Consider the following 18884-nt stretch of genomic DNA (forward strand, 5'->3'; position numbering starts at 1 on the left):
GCCGAAGGAGACACGACCGGTTGTAACTTTCGGTGGATGTGCCGGCCGCCGCGCGCCCGTAGGCTCGATCGACAGTGAACACGTTGACCCCCACCGTTCGGATCCTGGCGTGGTGCCTGCATCTACTCGTCGTCGGGCTGCTCGCGATCGCCGTCGTCCGGGCTTTCGCAGATTCGGCACCCCGAGCGGGCCTCATCGCCGTCGTTGCCGCGGTGGCGGCTGCGACATACGGTCTCGGCCCGGTGCTTCCCGCAGTCGGCCGGTCCTACGCCGGAGCAGTCCTGTGGCTCTCCGCGGTGGGGATCGTCTGGCTGGTGCTCCTGACGCTCTCTCCGGAGGCGGTCTGGCTGGCGTTCCCCCTCTATTTCGTTCAGCTGCACCTGTTGCCCCGGCGCAGCGGACTCGTCGCGGTCGTGCTCACGACCGTCGCGGCGGCTGTCGGCTTCTCGATCCACCAGGGCGCCTTCACCCCCGCGACCGCCATCGGGCCGTCACTGGGTGCGGCGGTGGCGGTGGCGGTGGTGTGGAGCTATCAGACGCTGTACCGGGAGAGCGAGCAGCGCCGGATGCTCATCGACGAACTGACGGCCACCCGTACGGACCTCGCGGAAGCCCAGCACACTGCCGGGGTTCTCGAAGAACGGGAACGACTCGCCCGCGAGATCCACGACACGCTCGCGCAGGGGCTCTCGAGCATTCAGCTCCTGCTGCGCGCGGCCGAGCGGGCCCTGCCCGAGCGAGTGGAGGTCGCGGCCGGCTACGTCGCCCGCGCGCGTTCGGTCGCAGTCGACAATCTCGGAGAGGCACGCCGATTCGTGGCGGCGCTCGCGCCACCGGCGCTGGACGGCACCACACTGGCCGGCGCGCTGGAGCGACTGTGTGCGACGACGGCCGACCGACACCACGTCGACGTCCGCTTCCACCTGCGCGGTGACCCGGTCGCCCTTCCGGCCGAGTACGAAGTCGCAGTGTTGCGGGTGGCCCAATCGGCCCTCGCGAACACCACTCGTCATGCCGGGGCCACCGCCGTCGACGTCTGCCTCGACATCGGAGGTGACCGTGTGGTGGTGGACATCGTCGACGACGGTGTGGGTTTCGACCCGGACTCGGTGCCCGATCCGGAACCCGAGAACGGCGGTTTCGGGCTGGCCGCGATGCGCGCCCGCGTGCACGACCTGGGAGGTACGTTCACCGTGCGGTCCGCCGCCGGTGAGGGAACCTCGATCACCGCGGCTCTTCCGCTTCCCTCCGAGCCGGCTGCAGGGAGGCATCCGTGAGCACCGACCCGATCCGCGTCCTGCTCGCCGACGACCACCCGGTGGTCCGGGCGGGATTGCGCGCAGTCCTCGAGACGGAACCAGGAATCGAGGTGGTCGCAGAAGCAGCGACCGCCGAGGACGCCGTGGCCCGGGCGGCCGAATCCGACATCGACGTGGTGGTGATGGACCTGCAGTTCGGGCGCGGACGCATGTCGGGTGCGGCTGCGACGGCCGCTATCACCGCCCGTCCCGGGGCTCCGCACGTCGTGATCGTCACCACCTACGGCACCGACGCCGACACCCTCCCTGCGATCGAGGCCGGCGCCACCGGTTATCTGCTCAAGGACGCGCCTCCGGAGGAGTTGGCCGCCGCGATCCGCACCGCGGCATCCGGCCGCACGACTCTCGCCCCCGCAGTGGCCGATCGCCTCGTCCATCGGCTCCGTGCTCCCGGCACCTCGTTGACCGGACGCGAGGTCGAGGTGCTCGGGCTCGTGGCGGAGGGACTGTCGAATCACCGAATCGCAGAGCGACTGCACCTCACCGAGGGCACGGTGAAATCGCATCTGGCGCGCATCTACACCAAGCTGGGAGTGGAATCGCGCACGGCTGCGGTGGCCTCGGCCACCGAACTCGGCTACATCCGTCGCTGACCGCCTCTCCCCGCCGGAACGTCGGTCCGCCGTGGAGTTGCGGGGAGGTCCGGACTCTGCCGCTGCTCGATGTAGCGTTTGCGCATGGAATCGAGGACGGTGACCACGCCCGGCGGGGACGTGCAGGTACGTATCGGTGGCCCCGAGAGTCGCTACACGGTGCTTCTTCTCCCCGATGCAGGGGAGCGAGCGGACGTGTACGACACCGTGTGCGAGCGACTGCACAACTCCGACCTGAGAACGGTCGTGGTCGAGAAGATCGACGGACTGACCACGCAGGACGTGTTCGCCTTGCTCGACCGGCTCGCCCTGCCCTGGGTCCATCTGGCGGGCAGCGGCGCGGGAGCCGAACTCGCGTGGGCTGTCGCGGCGGGCAGGTTCGGGCGTTTCGCGAGCCTCGTGGTCGCCGATCGCGGCCATCCCGCGGTGCCCGATCTCGCCGGCACGGTGCGGGACGCCGAAGCCCGGCCGGCGGAGGTCCCCACGACGATCGTGGTGGGCAGCTCGGTGCGACGGCCCGAAGCCGACGCATCGATGCGGTACGTGACAGGGGAGTTCCGGGTGGTCGAACTCGACGGCGTGAACAACGTTCCCGTCGAGGCCGCCACCGATTTCGCGTCCGCGATCGCCCTGCGTACCGGCAGCTGGTGACAGACGCGTGGCCTGCCGGTTCCTTCTCTCGACGGCAGGCCACGCGGCTCGGCACGAAACTACAGACCCAGGAGGGCGTTCTCCACGAGTTCGGGCAGCGCGGGGTGGATCCAGTACTGGCCGGTGGCCATCTGCCGGGCGGGAAGGCCGAACGACATCGCCTGGATGAGCGGCTGGATGACCGTCGACGCCTGCGCGCCGATGATGTGCGCGCCGAGCAGCAGCCCGGTGGACCGGTCGGCGATCAGTTTGCAGAAGCCCTCGGTGTCCTCCATCGCCCAGCCGTACGCGACGTTCCCGTAGTCCTGGATCTTGACCGAGATGTCGTGACCCGCGGCGCGCGCCTCGGCCTCGGTGAGACCGACACTCGCGATCTGGGGATCGGTGAACACGGCCGACGGGACGAAACGATGGTCGGTGCGGTGCAACCCTGCGGTCTCCCCGCTCCACGCATCCTGCAGGAGATTGTGCTGCACGACGCGTGCTTCGTGGTTGGCGACGTGCTTGAGCTGGTAGGGGGAGGACACGTCGCCGAGGGCGAACACGCCGGGGGCGGTGGTCCGCTGGAACTCGTCGACCGCGATGCGGCCCTGCGCGTCGAGCTCGATGCCTGCTGCGGACACATCGAGCAGATCGCCGTTGGGACGGCGGCCGGTCGCGACGAGCAGGGCATCACCACTGACGATGCTGCCGTCGGCGAGCTCGACCTCCACGCCGTCGCCGACCGGACGGAACTCGCGTGCCGGATTGGCGAGATGGACCTCCCACTTCTGCGTCGCCAGCGCGGTGAAACGCTCGGAGACATCGGCGTCGAGGTGCCGCAGCAGCCGGTCGGTGCGCGCGATCACCGAGACCCGGGTTCCGAGCGCGGAGAAGACGTGGGCGAACTCCATCGCGATGAAGCCGGTGCCGAGGATCACCATCGATTCCGGGAGCTTCGGCAACCGCATCACGTCGTCACTCGTGTGATATCTCACGCCGGAATCGATCACCTCCTGCGGAATCGACGGACGTGATCCGGCCGCCACGACGACCTGATCGGCAGTGATCACCTCGCCGGTTCCGGTATCGAGGCGGCGCTCACCGACGAAACGCGCGTGCCCGTCGTAGACCGTGACGTTCGGGCAGTCCTCGCGCCGGTAGCGCTCGCCGCCGGCGGAGATGGGATCGATGCGGCCGAACACCCGGTCGACGATGTCGTTCCACCGCACACCCTGGACGGACGCGTCGACGCCGTACTTCGCTGCGGTCCTGACCGTGCGCGCGACCTCCGCGGCGTAGACGTACATCTTCGTGGGGATACAGCCGACGTTGAGGCAGGTGCCGCCGAAGGTGCCCTCTTCCAGGAGGGCGACGCGCATCCCGTCGTAACGCTCGTCGAGGATCGAGTTACCCGATCCGGTGCCGATGATCGCGAGATCGTAGTGGGTCACGCCTGTTCTCCCGTGGGTCGCTCGAATTCGGAAGCGGTGACGGACTCGTCCGCACTGCCCGCTCGGTCCAACCATTCCAGCCACAGGTCCAATTCCCGGAATGCCGTCGTCAGCGGCCCGGGGGTGGACAGGAAGACGTCGTGGCGGGCGCCGTCGATCGGCACGATAGCCGTGCGGTTGCCGAGACAGCCCGCCCACCGGGCGATCTGACGGACGTCGAGCACCGCGTCCACGGTGTCGATGCTCGGGTCGTATCGCGGTGCGGACCGCGACGCGCCGGAGCGCAGGATCAGCGACGGCACTCCGACGTCGAGTCCACGGTGCAGTTCGGCATGCCCTCGCCGGATGGCGCGGAGCCACCCGAAGCGGACGGGAAAGCCGGCGAGCGGTTTCCAGTCGAGGTTGTAACTCCAGCCCCCGTGCTGGAGGCTGCGGCCGTAGACGCCGACCTTCGGGAGCGGGATCACCATCCTCGGCAGCAGCCTGCCGACGACGTCGACGAATGCCGTGCCCACGTTCCGCAGATAGGACGGGCCCTGCAGGTCGAACCACGGACTGTTCAGGACCAGACCGAGAATCCCTGCTCCGGGGACCCCACCGGGTCGGCGGCCGAGCCGGGAGAGCCACAACGGGAGCACCAGTCCGCCCGTCGAGTGCCCCGCCATGAGCACGCCGCCGCCGACCTCGCTGCGCACCACGCGCAGCGCTTCCTCCAGTTCCGTGTCGTAGTAGGCCAGATCGGTGACGAAGTGCGGGGTCTGTCCCGGGGCGCGCGAACGGCCGCATTTGCGCAGGTCCAGCGCGTAGAACCGGTAGCCGTGCGCTGCGGCGTGCTCGGCGACGTGCTTCTGGAAGAAGTAGTCGGTGAATCCGTGGACGTAGAGGACCGCGCGATCCGGAAGCTCATCGGATTCCGGCCGGTATCGGACCAGGAACGCGGAGATCTCACCCTCCCCGTCGGGGTCGGTGCCCAGCGGGAGTTCGAGCTGCTCGTAGTGCTCCCCGAGAACGTCAGGACGCCAAGTAGTCACTATCACACCCTAGGCGTGTTCGCCGACCACCGTTCATGGGTACACAATGAGGTGAAATGAAACGCCGGACAACGCGCGGGTAACCTTTCGGTCGCATTCGCGCGCCGCGTTGCGGGGATCTCACGCAACGGTACGTCGGGTACTTCGGCGGCGCGTGCGGACCAGACAAGGAAGTCGATTTCACGGTGTCAGAGAACGTAGTAGCGAAAACCGACGTAGTGCTCGTGGGCGCGGGCATCATGAGCGCGACCCTCGGTGCGTTGTTGCGTCAGGTGCAGCCCGACTGGTCGATCACCGCATTCGAGCGACTCGACGCGGCCGCAGCCGAGAGCAGCGATCCGTGGAACAACGCCGGCACCGGTCACTCCGCGCTGTGCGAGCTCAACTACACGCCGGCCAAGCCGGGCGGCTCGGTGGACATCACGAAGGCCGTGAACGTCAACGAGCAGTTCCAGGTCTCGCGGCAGTTCTGGGCGTACGCCGTCGACAACGGCATCCTGTCCGACCCCGGGAACTTCATCAATCCCGTCCCGCACGTCAGCTTCGTGCACGGCGCCGAGAACGTGAAGTACCTGCGTGCCCGCTACGACGCGCTCGCCGGGCACCCCCTCTTCGAGGGCATGGAGTACACCGAGAACCCGGATGTGTTCACCGAGCGTCTGCCGCTCATGGCCGAGGGCCGCGACTTCTCCGATCCGGTCGCGCTGAACTGGACGCAGACCGGCACCGATGTGGACTTCGGTGCGCTCACCAAGCAGCTCGTCAACCACGTCGCTGCCTCCGGTGGCACGGTCTTCTTCGGACACGAGGTCACCGACGTGTCCAAGCAGTCCGACGGCAGCTGGATCGTCAAGGTCCGCAACCGCCGCACCGGCGAGTCCCGCAAGGTCCACGCGAAGTTCGTCTTCGTCGGAGCCGGCGGTGGTGCCCTGCACCTGCTGCAGAAGTCGGGCATCAAGGAGATCAAGGGCTTCGGTGGTTTCCCGGTGTCCGGTGCCTTCCTGCGCTGTACCAATCCCGAGGTCATCGCCCGCCACAGCGCGAAGGTCTACGGCAAGGCCGCCGTCGGCGCGCCGCCCATGTCGGTGCCGCACCTCGACACCCGCGTCATCGGCGGCAAGCAGGGACTGTTGTTCGGCCCGTACGCCGGATGGTCCCCCAAGTTCCTCAAGCAGGGCGGCGTGATGGACCTGCCGAAGTCCGTCCGGCCCGACAACCTGATGTCGATGCTCGGCGTGGGCGTGACCGAACTCGGCCTGGTGAAGTACCTCGTCGGTGAGCTCACCCAGTCGCCCGCCGATCGCATCGACACCCTCGCCGAGTTCGTTCCCGAGGCACGCCTCGAGGATTGGGAACTCATCGTCGCCGGTCAGCGCGTGCAGGTCATCCGCCGCAAGGGTGCGGGCGGTGTCCTCGAATTCGGTACCGCCGTGGTCAATGCTGCGGACGGCTCGATCGCCGGCCTGCTCGGTGCCTCCCCGGGTGCCTCGACGGCCGTGCCCGCCATGCTCGACGTCCTCGAGCGGTGCTTCCCGCAGCAGTGGACAGGCTGGCAGTCCAAGCTCCGCGAGATGGTTCCGTCGCTCGGCGTGAAACTCTCCGACAATCCCGACCTGTTCCGCCAGGTCTGGGACCACAGCACGAAGTCCCTCCAGCTCGATGCCGTCGCAGGCACCGCGCCCGAGGTGCCTGCCGAGGCCGCTGCGGTCTGATCCGGTTCACCCACCTGTGGCCCGGGGCACTGCCCGGGCCACAGGTGTCCCGAACGTGAATCCGGCACGCGGATTCGCCTCGACACGAGAGATGGGGAGATGCCCGTGTCCGCTGCCGCAGAGGACGAGACCAGTTATCTGGTCGGACTCGATCTCCACGGACGCCGGGTCGTGATCGTCGGAGGAGGCAGCGTCGCGCAGCGGCGTCTCGGTCTGCTCGTCGCGTCCGGTGCACGGGTCCACGTGATCACCCGCGCCGCGACACCCGTGGTCGAGAGCATGGCTGCGAAGGGTCGCATCTCGCTCGAGCTGCGCGACTATCGCGAGGGCGATCTCGACGGCGCGTGGTACGCGATGGCGTGCACGGACGAGCCCGGCACCAACGAGGCCGTCGTGGCCGAGGCCGAACGCAGCCGGATCTTCTGCGTCCGTGCGGACAGTGCACGGCACGGCAGCGCCGTCACCCCCGCGACGGCACGCTACGACGGCCTGTCCGTGGGTGTTCTCGCCGGTGGTGACCACCGCAGATCCGCCGCGGTCCGCACCTCCATCCGCGACGCGCTCGCCGGCGCAGCGGTCTCCGAATTCGACGACGCCGCGCCCAAGCCGGTCGGCGTCGCGCTCGTCGGTGGGGGTCCGGGCGATCCCGACCTGATCACCGTGCGGGGCCGACGCCTCCTCGCCCGCGCGGACGTCGTCGTCGCCGACCACCTGGCTCCGCAGGAGTTGCTCGCCGAACTCGACCATCACGTCGAGGTGATCGACGCCGCGAAGCTCCCGTACGGGCGTGCCATGGCCCAGCAGGCCATCAACGACATCCTCGTCGACCGTGCCCGGGCCGGTAAGTTCGTCGTCCGGCTCAAGGGCGGTGATCCCTACGTCTTCGGGCGGGGCTACGAGGAACTCGAGGCGTGCACGGCGGCCGGAATCCCCGTCACGGTGGTTCCCGGCATCACCAGCGCCATCTCGGTGCCCTCCGCTGCCGGCATCCCGGTCACGCACCGTGGCGTGACGCACGAATTCGTCGTCGTCAGCGGACACGTCGCGCCCGACCATCCCGACTCGCTCACCGACTGGGATGCGCTCGCCAAGCTCCGCGGCACGCTTGTCCTGCTCATGGCCGTCGAGCGCATCGATCGATTCGCCGACGCCCTGATCGCCGGAGGGCGCCCGGCGAGCACGCCGGTGGTCGTCGTGCAGGAAGGCACGCTGCGCAGCCAGCGGGTGGTGCGCGCCGAACTGGCCACCGTGGCGCAGCGCGTCCGGGACGAGAACGTCCGCCCGCCCGCGATCGTGGTGATCGGTCCGGTGGCCGGTTTCGGGGACGATCCGGCGACCGGATCCGAACCGGACGGTGGGTAACGTTGAGTCACGTGGCAACTACCTCGAATCCCTCGACCACCCGCGCGGTCGCTCTGGCCATGCTCGTCCTGAGCGGTCTCCAGCTGATGGTCGTGCTCGACGGCACGGTCGCGAATCTCGCGCTCGCACCGCTGCAGGCCGATCTGGGATTGTCGGATGCCGGCCGCAACTGGGTTCTCACCTCGTACGCCCTCGCGTTCGGCGGCCTCATGCTGCTCGGCGGCCGGCTCGGCGACAGTTACGGTCGCAAGCGCACGTTCATGGCGGGAGTGGGGTTGTTCACTCTCGCGTCCCTGCTGTGCGGGCTGGCGACCAACGAAGAGATGCTCATCGGGGCGCGCGCACTCCAGGGCGTCGGTGCGGCGATCGCTTCGCCGACCGCGCTCGCGCTCGTCGCGACGACCTTCGCCGCAGGTCCTGCGCGTAACCGTGCCATCGCGGTCTTCGCCGCGATGACCGGAGTCGGCTCCATCGCAGGACTCATCCTCGGCGGTGCGCTCACCCAGGTGTCCTGGCGCTGGATCTTCCTCATCAACGTGCCGATCGGTGTGCTCATCGTCGTTCTCGCCGCGATCGCGTTGCGTGAGACCACGTCCGAACGGCTCTCCCTCGATGTGCCCGGCGCGGTGCTCGCGACGCTGGGGTGCACGGGTGTGGTCTTCGGTCTCACCGAAGGCCCGGAACTCGGATGGGCGAGCCCCCCGGTGATCGGTGCGCTCGTCGCCGGATTCGTGCTGCTCGGGTTGTTCCTGCTCGTCGAACGGCGCGCCGAGAATCCGCTCCTGCCGTTCGTGCTGTTCCGGAACAAGAACCGAGTCGCGACCTTCGTGGCGATCTTCTTCGCCGGCGCGGTGATGTTCAGTCTCGCGGCCTTCGTCGCCCTGTTCGTGCAGGACATCCTCGGCTACAGCCCGCTGGCCGCCGGTCTGGCGTTCGTGCCGTTCGCCTTCGGTCTCGGCGGTGCCGCCGCGGTCTCGTCCAAGCTGGTCGCCCGGATCGAGCCCCGATGGCTGGTGGTCACGGGATCGGCGATCATGACGGTGAGCCTGATGTACGGGTCGACGATGGACGGCAGCGTCCGGTACTTCCCGACCCTGTTCGCGCTGGTTCTCGTCGTCGGCTTCGGTGTCGGCCTGGCCGTGGTGCCGCTGCCGCTCTGTGCGATCTCCGGTGTGGGTCAGCACGAGATCGGACCGCTGTCGGCGATCGCACAGGTCGCGCAGACCCTCGGCGGACCGGTCGGTCTCGGAGTGATCGGCGCGATGGCCACCTCCCGGACGATGTCGCTCGGCGGGAGTTCGGGAGCCGTTGCCGACATGACCGACGCCCAGCTCGTCGCGCAGGGCGAGGGGTACATGCTCGCGCTGGTCGGATGTGCCGTCTGTGCGGTGATCGCCGGCGTCGCCGCCCTGTTCATCCGCTTCACGCCCGAAGAGGTGGCCCAGGCGCAGGAAGCAGAGAAGGCCGCGCAGACCTCCTGACCGTTCGATGCCGTCGCCGTGGCGGATGAGCGTGCTCACGGCTGCCGCGTGCGATCCCGGGTACCCGACCGTCATGCAGGTCGGAATGAGCGAGAGGATCAGGTTCGCGTGGTCGTGGATCGTACGGGCCGTCCGGGAGGCCGGACACGAGCGGTACGTCGCGCTGCAGGTGCTGCGATGCACCCTCGCCGCAGTCGTCGCGTGGCTGCTCGTGGCCGAGATATTCCACTTCCAGCAGGCGTTCCTCGCCCCCTACGTGGCGGTCTTCCTCGTCGAGGCCACGGTGCTCCGCTCGATGCAGCAGGCTGTCGTGCAACTCGGTGCGGTCGTCGCGGGACTGCTGGTCGCCGTGGTGGTGACGCGTCTGGTGGAGTCGACGACCGCGGCCATCGGAGTTGCGGTCGCAGTGGGTTGTGTCGTCGGACGCTGGCGGCGGTTCGGCTCGAGCGGAATCTGGGTGGCCATCACCGCGCTGCTGGTGATAGCGACGGGCACCACCGACAGTCCCGTCCTGCTGGGTGAACGGCTCGTGGAGACGATGATCGGTGCCGCGGTCGGTGTCGCGGTGACAGCGCTGGTCTTCCCTCCGGTGTACACCGCCGGTAAGGAAGGCGCCGAGCTCACCGCCGAGCTGCGCGACCTGCTTCGCGACATGGCGGCAGGATGTCGTGAAGGGACAGCGGACGGGCACCACGGCTGGGTGCAGCGCGCCCGCGGCATCGACAGTCTCGTCCGGCGCGCCTTCGACGAATCACGATGGGCACACGAGAGTGCGCGGTTGAACCCCCGCCCCGCCGCCGCCCGTGCCGGGGAGCGGGCACGCCGGTGGGACCGGACGCTCGACGACCTGTCGTCGGTGTCGAGCGCGGTGGAGGAACTGGCGCACGCGCTGGGACCGGTCCTCGACGACGACACGTCACCGCCCCGCGGGCCCGGTGCGGACACCGAGTTGCACCGGGCGCGAGCGACGGTGGCCTCGATGCTCGACGCGCTCGCCGGGATGATCGAGGAGGTGGGCGAGGGACACGAGGTTGACCCCGAGGGGCTGTGCCGTCGAAACCTCACCGATCTCGCGCAGCTCGCGACCGCGTCGAGCGACACGCTCCTGACGGCGCGGCTCGGTGCCGTCCTGCACACCGCCCGGCGAATCGTCGCGGCGATGCGACTGGAGGTCGAGGACGCGTGAGCGGGGTCAGGTCAGCACCACAAGCTCGGTCGGGGACGTGACCTCCACCCGCAATCCCGCCTTCGAGGCGACCCGGGCGACGGAATCGATGTCGCTCGGATCCGCCCGCGTGAGCACCAGTGCCCGGGCGAGCAGTCCCTTGTGATGCTTGTTGAAATGGCTGACGACCTTACGGGTGCCGTCCGCCTGCTCGGTGAGCACGGTGGCAGTGATCGCTCCGGGCACGGGACCGAGTTGCTGATAGACCCCCGAGCGGAGGTCCACCACGAGATCCCCGCCGGCTTCCGTGACGAGAGCCTCCGTGAGCTCGGCTCGCCACACGGACTTCAGCGTGCCGAGGCCGGGCAGCTTCGAGCCGCCGGACAGGCGATAGGCGGGAATCGGATCGCCCGCCCTGACCGCGCCGAACAACGCCGAGCCGACCCCGAGTCGCCGAGTCGCCTTCTCCCGCTGGGCCTTCGTGAAGGCCGCGGCGTCGAGAGCGTCGTACAAGACGCCGGTATACCGTTCGAGCGCCGGGCGGGTGGGGGAGACCCACAGCTTCGCGTTGCGCTCGATCTCGTCGGCGCCCTTCGCGCCGAGCCCGAGAGCGCGGCTCGACTCCTCGGGATCGGCGGCGAGGTCGACGAGGGCCTGCACGAGCATCTCCCGGGTCTCCGTCAGTTGCGGCATCGACAGGTCGGCGAGATCCAGCGGACCACCCTCGCCGCCGTCGGACTTGGTCTCGGAAGGGGGGAGAAGTACCAGCACAACCGGTAACCGTACCGACCCGGTCACCGGGCGCCGCCGTCACCGCCGGTGACGGCCACGGTAGGCTGCAAGGTCGTGATCACCCGCATGTCGCACCTGTTCCTCCGTACCCTCCGCGACGACCCGGCCGACGCCGAGGTCGCCAGCCACAAGTTGCTCGTCCGAGCCGGATACGTGCGACGCATCGCGCCGGGCGTCTACTCGTGGTTGCCTCTGGGGCTGCGGGTGCTGCGGCAGATCGAGCGGGTCGTGCGCGAGGAGATGAATTCCATCGGTGCGCAGGAGATCGTCCTGCCGGCGCTGCTGCCTCGCGACGCCTACGAGACCACCAACCGCTGGACGGAATACGGCGACAGTCTGTTCCGGCTGCAGGACCGCAAGGGCGGCGATTACCTTCTCGGGCCCACCCACGAGGAGATGTTCGCGCTCACCGTCAAGGGTGAATACAACTCGTACAAGGACTTCCCCGTCACGCTGTACCAGATCCAGACGAAATACCGCGACGAGGAACGTCCCCGCGCCGGCATCCTGCGTGGCCGCGAGTTCGTGATGAAGGATTCGTACAGCTTCGACCTCACCGACGAAGGTCTCGCCGAGTCCTACCGGGCGCACCGTGACGCCTACGAACGCATCTTCACGCGCCTCGGGGTCGAGTACGTGATCGTCTCGGCCACCTCCGGCGCGATGGGGGGCAGTGCCTCCGAAGAGTTCCTCGCCGATTCGCCGGCAGGTGAGGACACCTACGTGCGATGCCTCGAATCCGGTTATGCGGCGAACGTCGAAGCGGTGAAGACCCTCGCTCCCGAACCGCTGCCGATCGAGGGCCTGCCCGAGGCGGTCGTACACGACACCCCGGACACCCCGACGATCGACACGCTCGTCGCGGCGGCCTCGACGATCCTCGGTCGTGAGGTGAGCGCGGCCGAGACCCTCAAGAACGTCATGGTGAAGGTCCGCCGCCCCGGTGGTGAGTGGGAGCTGCTCGGCATCGGTATCCCCGGCGATCGCGAGGTCGACGACAAGCGCCTCGAGGCGTCGCTCGAACCTGCCGAGGTCGAACTGCTCACCGAAGCGGATTTCGCGGCGAACCCGTTCCTCGTCAAGGGGTACATCGGTCCGAAGTCGCTGCTCGCCAACGGTGTCCGTTATCTCGTCGATCCGCGGGTGGTGGACGGCACCAGCTGGATCACCGGTGCCGACGAGCAGGGCAAGCACGTCTTCGGTCTGGTCGCGGGTCGCGACTTCACGCCGGACGGAACGATCGAGGCCGCCGAGGTGCGCGACGGCGATCCGTCGCCGGACGGGGCGGGTCCGCTCGTCTCGGCTCGCGGTATCGAGATCGGCCACGTCTTCCAGCTCGGCCGTAAGTACACCGATGCCTTCGCCGTGGACGTGCTCGGGGAGAACGGCAAGCCGGTGCGCCCCACGATGGGCTCCTACGGGGTCGGGGTCTCCCGCCTCGTTGCGGTGATCGCCGAGCAGCAGCACGACGAGAAGGGCCTGCGGTGGCCGGCGGAGATCGCCCCGTTCGACGTGCACCTGGTGATCGCGAACAAGGACGAGCAGGCGCGTGAGGGGGCAGAGAATCTCGCCGAGGAACTGTCCAACGCGGGGGTGGAGGTCCTGCTCGACGACCGTAAGGCGTCGCCCGGCGTCAAGTTCAAGGATTCCGAACTGCTGGGCATGCCGCTGGTCGTCGTGGTCGGCCGTGGATTCGCCGACGGCACGGTCGAGGTCCGTGACCGCTTCTCCGGTGTCGCCGACGAGGTGCCGATCGGGGAGGTCGTCCAGCGCATCCTCTCCCGCTGACCCCTGTCTGCCGGTGCCCTCGCACTCTCTGTGCGGGGGCACCGCTGCATCTGCGCGAAGGCGGCAATACCGGCAGCGCATAGGTAATGCTAACCTCATTCCGTTCTTGTGGTCTGTCACGACAGAAACGGATGGTGGATATGAGATCGACGGTGCGGCGGGAGATGCGGCAGCGGGGCGTGGCGTCGTCGTCCCGGTGGGTCGCCGCGGGACTCATCGGTGCTCTCGCCTTCACGGCCGGATGCTCGAGTCGCGACACCCAGGAGGCCGGCGCATCGACCGCGGGTGACGCCGTCACGATCGTCGACCAGCGAGGCGAGACGATCACCCTCGACGGTCCGGCCGAGAAGGTGGCCTTCACTGTCATGCCCGCCCCCTCGATCTTCGCGGCGGTCGACCGGAGCTACGACCGCATCGTCGGCATCAACCAGTCCACACTCGTCGCGAACCAGGGCGGCATGTTCGCCACCATGTTCCCGGCGTCGGCCGAGTCGACCACCGTGGCCGGAAGCGACTTCGTGCCCAACGTCGAGACGCTGCTCGAACTCGACCCCGACGTCGTCGTCCAGTGGGGCGATCGTGGTCCCGACGTCGTCGAACCCATCGAGTCCGCCGGTTTCCCCGTGGTCGGACTCGAATACGGCACGCAGGAGGACCTGGAAGCGTGGATCACGCTGTTCGCGCAGATCGCAGGCAAGCCCGAGCGTGGTGAGGAACTCGTCGCCTGGCAGCGCGCCGAGATCGAGGAGATGCGCGAGAAGGTCGCCGGACAGGACGCCCCGCGACCGCGCGCGATGATCCTCTCGCGCAACGGCGACGCATACAGCACGACGAGCGCCACCGGATACGACGGTTTCCAGTTCGACCTCGTCGGGGCCGATCTCGTCACCGAAGGGTTCGTCTCGGATTCCGGCCAGGTCAGCCCCGAGCAGATCCTCGCCTGGGACCCCGAGGTCATCATGCTCAGCGGCTTCGACCAGAGCACCCCGGCCGACATCTACGCCGACCCGCGACTCGCCGGTGTGAGCGCGGTGCAGAACGGCCGCGTCTACAAGACCCCGCTCGGCGGTTACCGCTGGCAGGTCCCGAGCGCCGAGTCGCCCCTGATGTGGGAGTGGATGTTCCGCATCCTCTACCCGCAGGAGCAGACCGGTGAGTTCCGCGACGACATCCGCGCGGCCTTCGACGACCTGTTCGCCTACGAGATCTCCGAGGACGAGATCGACCAGGTGCTGCGCTTCGACCTGAACCGGGACGCCGCGAGCTATGACCAGTTCGCACGTTGACTCGGCAGCCCCCTCTGCCCCCGGGGCGCCGATCCCGGCGCCCCGGCCGGTGAAGTGGGGCCGTAATCCGCTGATCATCGCGGGCTTCACCGCGCTGCTCGTGGTGGTCGCCCTCGTCGCCCTCGCGGTGGGACGCTATTTCGTTCCCCCGAACGAGATCGTCCGACTGCTCGCAGGCCAGATCCTTCCGCTCCGCGAGACCTGGACGCAGCAGGAGAGCACGGTCGTCCTCGACGTCCGTCTGCCTCGCGTGCTGCTGTCCATCCTGATCGGTGCCGGACTGGCGCTCACCGGCGCCGTGATGCAGGGGGTCTTCCGCAACCCCCTCGCGAGCGCGCAGATCCTGGGAGTGTCCTCCGGTGCCTCCTTCGGAGGCGTGCTGGTGCTGCTCGTCGGGCTCGGCGGAATCACCCTCGTCGGAGGCGCTTTCGTCGGCGGGGTGATCGCTCTGCTTCTGGTCCTCGCGATCGCGCGGGCCGTCCCGGGAGCACCACTGCTCATGATCATCCTCGGCGGGACCGTCGTGGGCGCGATGTTCCAGGCGATGGTCTCGTTCATCACCTATATCGCCGATCCCTACAGTGAACTGCCGTCGATCGTCTTCTGGCTCATGGGATCTCTCGCCACCGCCAGCTACGGGAAACTCGCGATCGCCGCGGTGCCGATCCTTCTGCCCGCCCTCGTGGTACTCGCGCTGCGCTGGCGCCTGAACATCCTGTCGATGGGAGACGAGGACGCCGTCGCTCTCGGTCTGCGCCCGCAACGCCTGCGGCTGCTGCTGCTCGGCTGCGTCGCGATGATCACCGCCGCTGCGGTGGCGGTCTCGGGTGTCATCGGATGGGTGGGCCTGGTCGTGCCGCACCTGGTACGCATGATGATCGGCACCGACAACCGGATGGTGCTGCCCGTCAGCGCGTTGCTCGGCGCCGCCTATCTCACCGCCATCGACACCCTGTCGCGGGTGCTCAGCACCGCCGAGATCCCCATCGGCATCCTCACCGCGATCATCGGTGCGCCATTCTTCGTCGCCCTGCTGATCCGCAACCGAACCCGACTGTGGGGTAGCGATGCTTGACGCGAAATCCATCTCGTTCCGGTACTCGGCCAAGGGGCCGTGGATCTTCGAGGACGTCACGGTCACCGCGTGCGCCGGTGAGGTTCTCGCTGTGCTCGGGCCGAACGCGCGCGGCAAGACGACGATGCTCAAGTGCCTGTCCGGCCTGCTCACACCGGTCACCGGGACCGTCACGTCCTCGGGCACCATCGGATACGTGCCGCAGAGTCATGCGGTGGCGTTCTCGTTCACCGTGCTCGACATCGTGCTCATGGGACGCGCCCGCAAGGTGCGCATCTACAGCAGCCCCACGAATGCCGACCGTGACGCCGCTCTGGACGCACTCGGCCGCGTCGGCATCCTGCATCTGGCCACTCGCGATTACGGCGGTCTGAGCGGGGGCGAACGGCAGCTCGTCCTCATCGCCCGGGCCCTGGTGTCCGGCTGCGACACGATCGTGCTCGACGAGCCGGCCTCCGCCCTCGACCTGCGGAACCAGGCACGTGTGCTCACGGTTCTGCGCGGCCTGGCCGACGACGGGATGGCCGTGGTCATGACGACCCATCATCCCGATCACGCCCTGCACATCGCCGAGCGTTCGATGCTCATGGTCTCCGCTGACGACCAGCGGGTCGGTGCCACCCGGGAGCTGCTCGGCGACGAGTTGCTCAGTGAGATGTACGGCGTGCCGATCGTCACCGCCGACGTCGCGACACCGAGTGCACTCCGGCGGTTGACGGTTCCGGATTTCGGAAGGGGGATTGCATGAGCGTCCTGAAAGCGGTGATGGCGCCGCGCGACGGTGCGCTGGTCGACGGCTTCCGTGAGATCGACGTCTACGACCTGCCGTCCGCGTGTGGGCCCGAGGTCACCGGAATCTACTTCACCGGCGACGTCGATCAGGAATATCTGTTCGACAACCGCGACGTGCTCGACGCGTTCGTCGCACGAGGCGGCAGAGTTCTGATCAACGGTCACGTCCAGCGGATCTTTCTCACCGGCCTCACACGGTGGCGCAAGCTCGAATTCCGCAACCCCTCGGATCTCGCCTTGAGCCGGGTGAACGAGCATCCGGTCTGGGCCGGGATCGATCCGAAGGCCTTGCTGTACAACAGCGGTCGCCGGGAGCCGGTGCCCTTCGAGGAACTCGAACGCATCGGCGTGGCCGGTTTCTACGGCCGCGGATGCTATCTCGACATGCCCGACGGCGCACAGGTGGTGCACACCCTCGGACGTACCCACGCGCCGATCGACTACGAGTACCGGCTCGGCCGGGGACGGGTCCTCGTGCACGGCGGCAACGACCTGCTGCAGTTCGCCGGTGAGCACCGGGGCACCGCGCATCTTCGTACGCAGATCCTCGACTGGCTGGAGGGCCGATGAGCCGAGCGACCCGAACGAACCCGGCGCCGGCGGTCGCCTTCCTGCACGGCGGCAGCCACAGTCACCTGGCGACACTGGCCGACCCCGCCCTCGCGCCCTACCGGATGCGCGCGGTGCACGCCCGCACCGGCGTACCCGAGGACATCGCAGGCTCCGATGTCGTGGTCGTCGCCGACCGGTTGCGGCCGGACCTGTTGTCCGGATGGGCAGCGGCGGTGAAGGATGCCCTGGAACGAGGCGCGACGGTCGTCGTCTTCGGTGAGAACCACGTCCAGGACTGGCTGGGAGTGCCCGAACAGCCGCGGCCGACCATCTTCTGGTGGTGGCGCACCGGTGAGGACCACCGGGTGCGACTGCAGGCACCGGATCATCCGGCCTGGGGGTTCTTCTCCGACCGCTCGGTGATCTGGCACTACCACGGGGTGCTCGAGCCCCCGCCCGGCGCAGTGAGTCTGGCGGATCTGCACACCCCCGACGGAGAACGGGACGGTTCGATCCTGTTCGTCGACGAGACCAACCATCGCGGCCGCCTGCTGGTGACCACGATGGATCCGGTCTACCACCACGGTTCGGGCTTCATGCCCGGTGCCACCCAATTGCTGTACTCGGCCCTGCACTGGGCCACGAGAGGATAGGACGCGCGTGCTCACCGTCTACGAGTCGGGGCAACCGATCGAATTCACCTTCGCCGACCTGATGAAATATCACGGTCCCGAGTTTCCCGGGGGAGTGGCTCACGGCTTCACCGTGATGCGGCACGCCTTCTCGATCCTCGGCGACGTCGAGCGCCGGGAAGTTCGGGTGCGCACCGCTTTCCCCGGTCCCGGCGGACGCGACGCCGTGGAGATGGTGCTGCGTGCCGTCACCGACGGGCGGTATGTCGTCGATCCGGAACTGGCCGCGACCGAACGCGGCGCCACCCTCGCCCGCTACGTCTGGCAGTTCACCTGGCGCGAGCGCAGTGTGACCCTGCAGATCCGCGACGACGGGCTCGTCACCGACGAGTTCATCGCGCTCGGAGCCAAGCCCGGCCGCACCGACGCCGAGAACGCACGGCTCACCGTGCTGAAGCAGGAGATGACCGATCGCCTGCTCGCCCGTGAGGTGGGCGCCGCGTACGAAGTGGTGGAGTGACCCGCCCCGGGACACAATGAGCCGCATGACCGAGAACTGGAACGCGACCGACGACTACCTCGCAGATCGTCTCGTCGGCGACGACCCTGCGCTGTCGGCGGCACTCGAGGCGAACGCGGAGGCCGGGCTCCGCCCTATCGACGTGGCACCGGTCCAGGGCAAATTCCTTCACCTGCTGGCCCGGATCCGAGGCGCCCGCCGGGTGCTCGAGATCGGGACGCTCGGCGGATACTCCACCATCTGGCTGGCGCGGGCGGTGGGAGAGTCGGGATACGTCACGACCCTCGAATACGAGCCCCGGCACGCCGAGGTGGCCCGCGCCAATCTCGACCGTGCCGGCGTCGGAGACCGCGTCGACATCCGCGTGGGTACGGCACTCGACACTCTGCCGGCACTCGAAGGACCCTTCGACCTGGTGTTCATCGACGCCGACAAGGAGAACAACAGCAACTACGTACGTGAGGCGCTGCGATTGTCGCGTGCGGGGACGGTGATCGTCGTCGACAACGTGGTTCGTGCCGGTGCGATCAGCGACCCGGACGCGGACGACCCGAACGCCCGCGCCTCGAGGGAACTGATCGCCGTGCTGGCGGCCGAGCCGCGCCTCGACGCCACGGCGTTGCAGACCGTCGGCGTCAAGGGCTGGGACGGCTTCGCATTGGCGCTCGTCGTCGAGTGACAGCCGCACCCGAGTCGCGTC

The 18884-nt window shown here is 68.5% G+C and carries 18 protein-coding genes; 15 read left to right on the forward strand and 3 right to left on the reverse strand.

The genetic code is table 11. The features are described from left to right. Positions 1–83: 83 nt before the first annotated feature. The 3 genes from MOM01_RS04840 to MOM01_RS04850 all read left to right on the forward strand — a co-directional run bounded on the left by MOM01_RS04840 (position 84) and on the right by MOM01_RS04850 (position 2563). Positions 84–1277 (forward strand): sensor histidine kinase, encoded by a 1194-nt coding sequence (locus MOM01_RS04840; protein ID WP_241384258.1) that lies wholly within the window; start codon positions 84–86, stop codon positions 1275–1277. Further along, positions 1274–1912, forward strand: coding sequence for a response regulator (locus MOM01_RS04845; protein ID WP_241384259.1), 639 nt, complete (start codon positions 1274–1276; stop codon positions 1910–1912). The genes MOM01_RS04840 and MOM01_RS04845 overlap by 4 nt, the downstream gene beginning before the upstream one ends. Before the next feature lie 84 nt (positions 1913–1996). Further along, complete coding sequence (locus tag MOM01_RS04850; RefSeq protein ID WP_241384260.1) at positions 1997–2563, forward strand: alpha/beta fold hydrolase; 567 nt, start codon at positions 1997–1999, stop codon at positions 2561–2563. A gap of 59 nt (positions 2564–2622) precedes the next feature. Here the strand turns inward: MOM01_RS04850 and mtr are convergent, their stop codons facing one another. Both mtr and MOM01_RS04860 read right to left on the reverse strand, forming a co-directional pair. Next, complete coding sequence (mtr, locus tag MOM01_RS04855) at positions 2623–3996, reverse strand: mycothione reductase (RefSeq protein ID WP_241384261.1); 1374 nt, start codon at positions 3994–3996, stop codon at positions 2623–2625. Continuing rightward, a complete protein-coding gene (locus tag MOM01_RS04860) occupies positions 3993–5027 on the reverse strand; it encodes an alpha/beta hydrolase (protein ID WP_241384262.1) in 1035 nt (344 codons plus the stop codon). The genes mtr and MOM01_RS04860 overlap by 4 nt, the downstream gene beginning before the upstream one ends. A 185-nt stretch (positions 5028–5212) precedes the next feature. Between MOM01_RS04860 and mqo the strand changes: the two genes are divergently transcribed. The 4 genes from mqo to MOM01_RS04880 all read left to right on the forward strand — a co-directional run bounded on the left by mqo (position 5213) and on the right by MOM01_RS04880 (position 10768). After that, positions 5213–6739 carry a malate dehydrogenase (quinone) gene (gene mqo, locus MOM01_RS04865; protein WP_308196962.1) on the forward strand — a complete coding sequence of 509 codons (1527 nt, stop codon included), beginning with the start codon at positions 5213–5215 and terminating at the stop codon, positions 6737–6739. A 99-nt stretch (positions 6740–6838) separates the two neighbouring features. Next, the gene (cobA, locus tag MOM01_RS04870) at positions 6839–8101 is read left to right on the forward strand and encodes a uroporphyrinogen-III C-methyltransferase (RefSeq protein ID WP_241384263.1); all 1263 of its coding nucleotides are present in this window, start codon (positions 6839–6841) and stop codon (positions 8099–8101) included. A 59-nt stretch (positions 8102–8160) separates the two neighbouring features. Further along, positions 8161–9582, forward strand: coding sequence for an MFS transporter (locus MOM01_RS04875; protein ID WP_277609292.1), 1422 nt, complete (start codon positions 8161–8163; stop codon positions 9580–9582). Positions 9583–9667: 85 nt separating this feature from the next. Then, positions 9668–10768 (forward strand): FUSC family protein, encoded by a 1101-nt coding sequence (locus MOM01_RS04880; protein ID WP_241384265.1) that lies wholly within the window; start codon positions 9668–9670, stop codon positions 10766–10768. A 6-nt stretch (positions 10769–10774) separates the two neighbouring features. On the opposite strand, the gene yaaA is transcribed toward MOM01_RS04880, so the two are convergent. Beyond that, on the reverse strand, positions 10775–11518 hold the full coding sequence (gene yaaA, locus MOM01_RS04885) for a peroxide stress protein YaaA (protein ID WP_241384266.1): 744 nt from the start codon (positions 11516–11518) through the stop codon (positions 10775–10777). A gap of 75 nt (positions 11519–11593) precedes the next feature. Between yaaA and MOM01_RS04890 the strand changes: the two genes are divergently transcribed. The 8 genes from MOM01_RS04890 to MOM01_RS04925 all read left to right on the forward strand — a co-directional run bounded on the left by MOM01_RS04890 (position 11594) and on the right by MOM01_RS04925 (position 18863). After that, positions 11594–13327, forward strand: coding sequence for a proline--tRNA ligase (locus MOM01_RS04890; protein ID WP_241384267.1), 1734 nt, complete (start codon positions 11594–11596; stop codon positions 13325–13327). 140 nt (positions 13328–13467) lie between these two features. Next, positions 13468–14613 (forward strand): ABC transporter substrate-binding protein, encoded by a 1146-nt coding sequence (locus tag MOM01_RS04895; protein ID WP_241384268.1) that lies wholly within the window; start codon positions 13468–13470, stop codon positions 14611–14613. Then, positions 14594–15688: a FecCD family ABC transporter permease gene (locus MOM01_RS04900; RefSeq protein ID WP_241384269.1), complete on the forward strand. Its 1095-nt coding sequence runs from the start codon at positions 14594–14596 to the stop codon at positions 15686–15688. Before MOM01_RS04895 ends, MOM01_RS04900 begins: the two co-directional genes overlap by 20 nt. After that, entirely contained in the window at positions 15681–16436 is a 756-nt protein-coding gene (locus MOM01_RS04905; protein WP_059381205.1) for an ABC transporter ATP-binding protein, read from the forward strand. The genes MOM01_RS04900 and MOM01_RS04905 overlap by 8 nt, the downstream gene beginning before the upstream one ends. Continuing rightward, a complete protein-coding gene (locus tag MOM01_RS04910) occupies positions 16433–17050 on the forward strand; it encodes a hypothetical protein (protein WP_241384270.1) in 618 nt (205 codons plus the stop codon). Before MOM01_RS04905 ends, MOM01_RS04910 begins: the two co-directional genes overlap by 4 nt. Then, complete coding sequence (locus tag MOM01_RS04915; protein WP_241384271.1) at positions 17047–17685, forward strand: hypothetical protein; 639 nt, start codon at positions 17047–17049, stop codon at positions 17683–17685. The genes MOM01_RS04910 and MOM01_RS04915 overlap by 4 nt, the downstream gene beginning before the upstream one ends. 7 nt (positions 17686–17692) lie before the next feature. Continuing rightward, a complete protein-coding gene (locus MOM01_RS04920; RefSeq protein WP_241384272.1) occupies positions 17693–18184 on the forward strand; it encodes a hypothetical protein in 492 nt (163 codons plus the stop codon). 25 nt (positions 18185–18209) lie between these two features. Continuing rightward, positions 18210–18863 carry an O-methyltransferase gene (locus MOM01_RS04925; protein ID WP_241384273.1) on the forward strand — a complete coding sequence of 218 codons (654 nt, stop codon included), beginning with the start codon at positions 18210–18212 and terminating at the stop codon, positions 18861–18863. The last annotated feature ends 21 nt before the right edge of the window (positions 18864–18884 follow it).

It is taken from the genome of Rhodococcus sp. CH91 (genome assembly GCF_022554085.1).
Classification (GTDB): domain Bacteria; phylum Actinomycetota; class Actinomycetes; order Mycobacteriales; family Mycobacteriaceae; genus Rhodococcus.

Excerpts from the sequence above, each read along its gene's own strand:
- MOM01_RS04850 (WP_241384260.1), top strand. The coding sequence starts at position 1,997 with ATGGAATCGAGGACGGTGACCACGCCCGGCGGGGACGTGCAGGTACGT.
- cobA (WP_241384263.1), top strand. The coding sequence starts at position 6,839 with ATGCCCGTGTCCGCTGCCGCAGAGGACGAGACCAGTTATCTGGTCGGA.
- MOM01_RS04875 (WP_277609292.1), top strand. The coding sequence starts at position 8,161 with ATGCTCGTCCTGAGCGGTCTCCAGCTGATGGTCGTGCTCGACGGCACG.
- MOM01_RS04880 (WP_241384265.1), top strand. The coding sequence starts at position 9,668 with ATGAGCGAGAGGATCAGGTTCGCGTGGTCGTGGATCGTACGGGCCGTC.
- MOM01_RS04895 (WP_241384268.1), top strand. The coding sequence starts at position 13,468 with ATGAGATCGACGGTGCGGCGGGAGATGCGGCAGCGGGGCGTGGCGTCG.
- MOM01_RS04900 (WP_241384269.1), top strand. The coding sequence starts at position 14,594 with ATGACCAGTTCGCACGTTGACTCGGCAGCCCCCTCTGCCCCCGGGGCG.
- MOM01_RS04905 (WP_059381205.1), top strand. The coding sequence starts at position 15,681 with ATGCTTGACGCGAAATCCATCTCGTTCCGGTACTCGGCCAAGGGGCCG.
- MOM01_RS04910 (WP_241384270.1), top strand. The coding sequence starts at position 16,433 with ATGAGCGTCCTGAAAGCGGTGATGGCGCCGCGCGACGGTGCGCTGGTC.
- MOM01_RS04915 (WP_241384271.1), top strand. The coding sequence starts at position 17,047 with ATGAGCCGAGCGACCCGAACGAACCCGGCGCCGGCGGTCGCCTTCCTG.
- MOM01_RS04925 (WP_241384273.1), top strand. The coding sequence starts at position 18,210 with ATGACCGAGAACTGGAACGCGACCGACGACTACCTCGCAGATCGTCTC.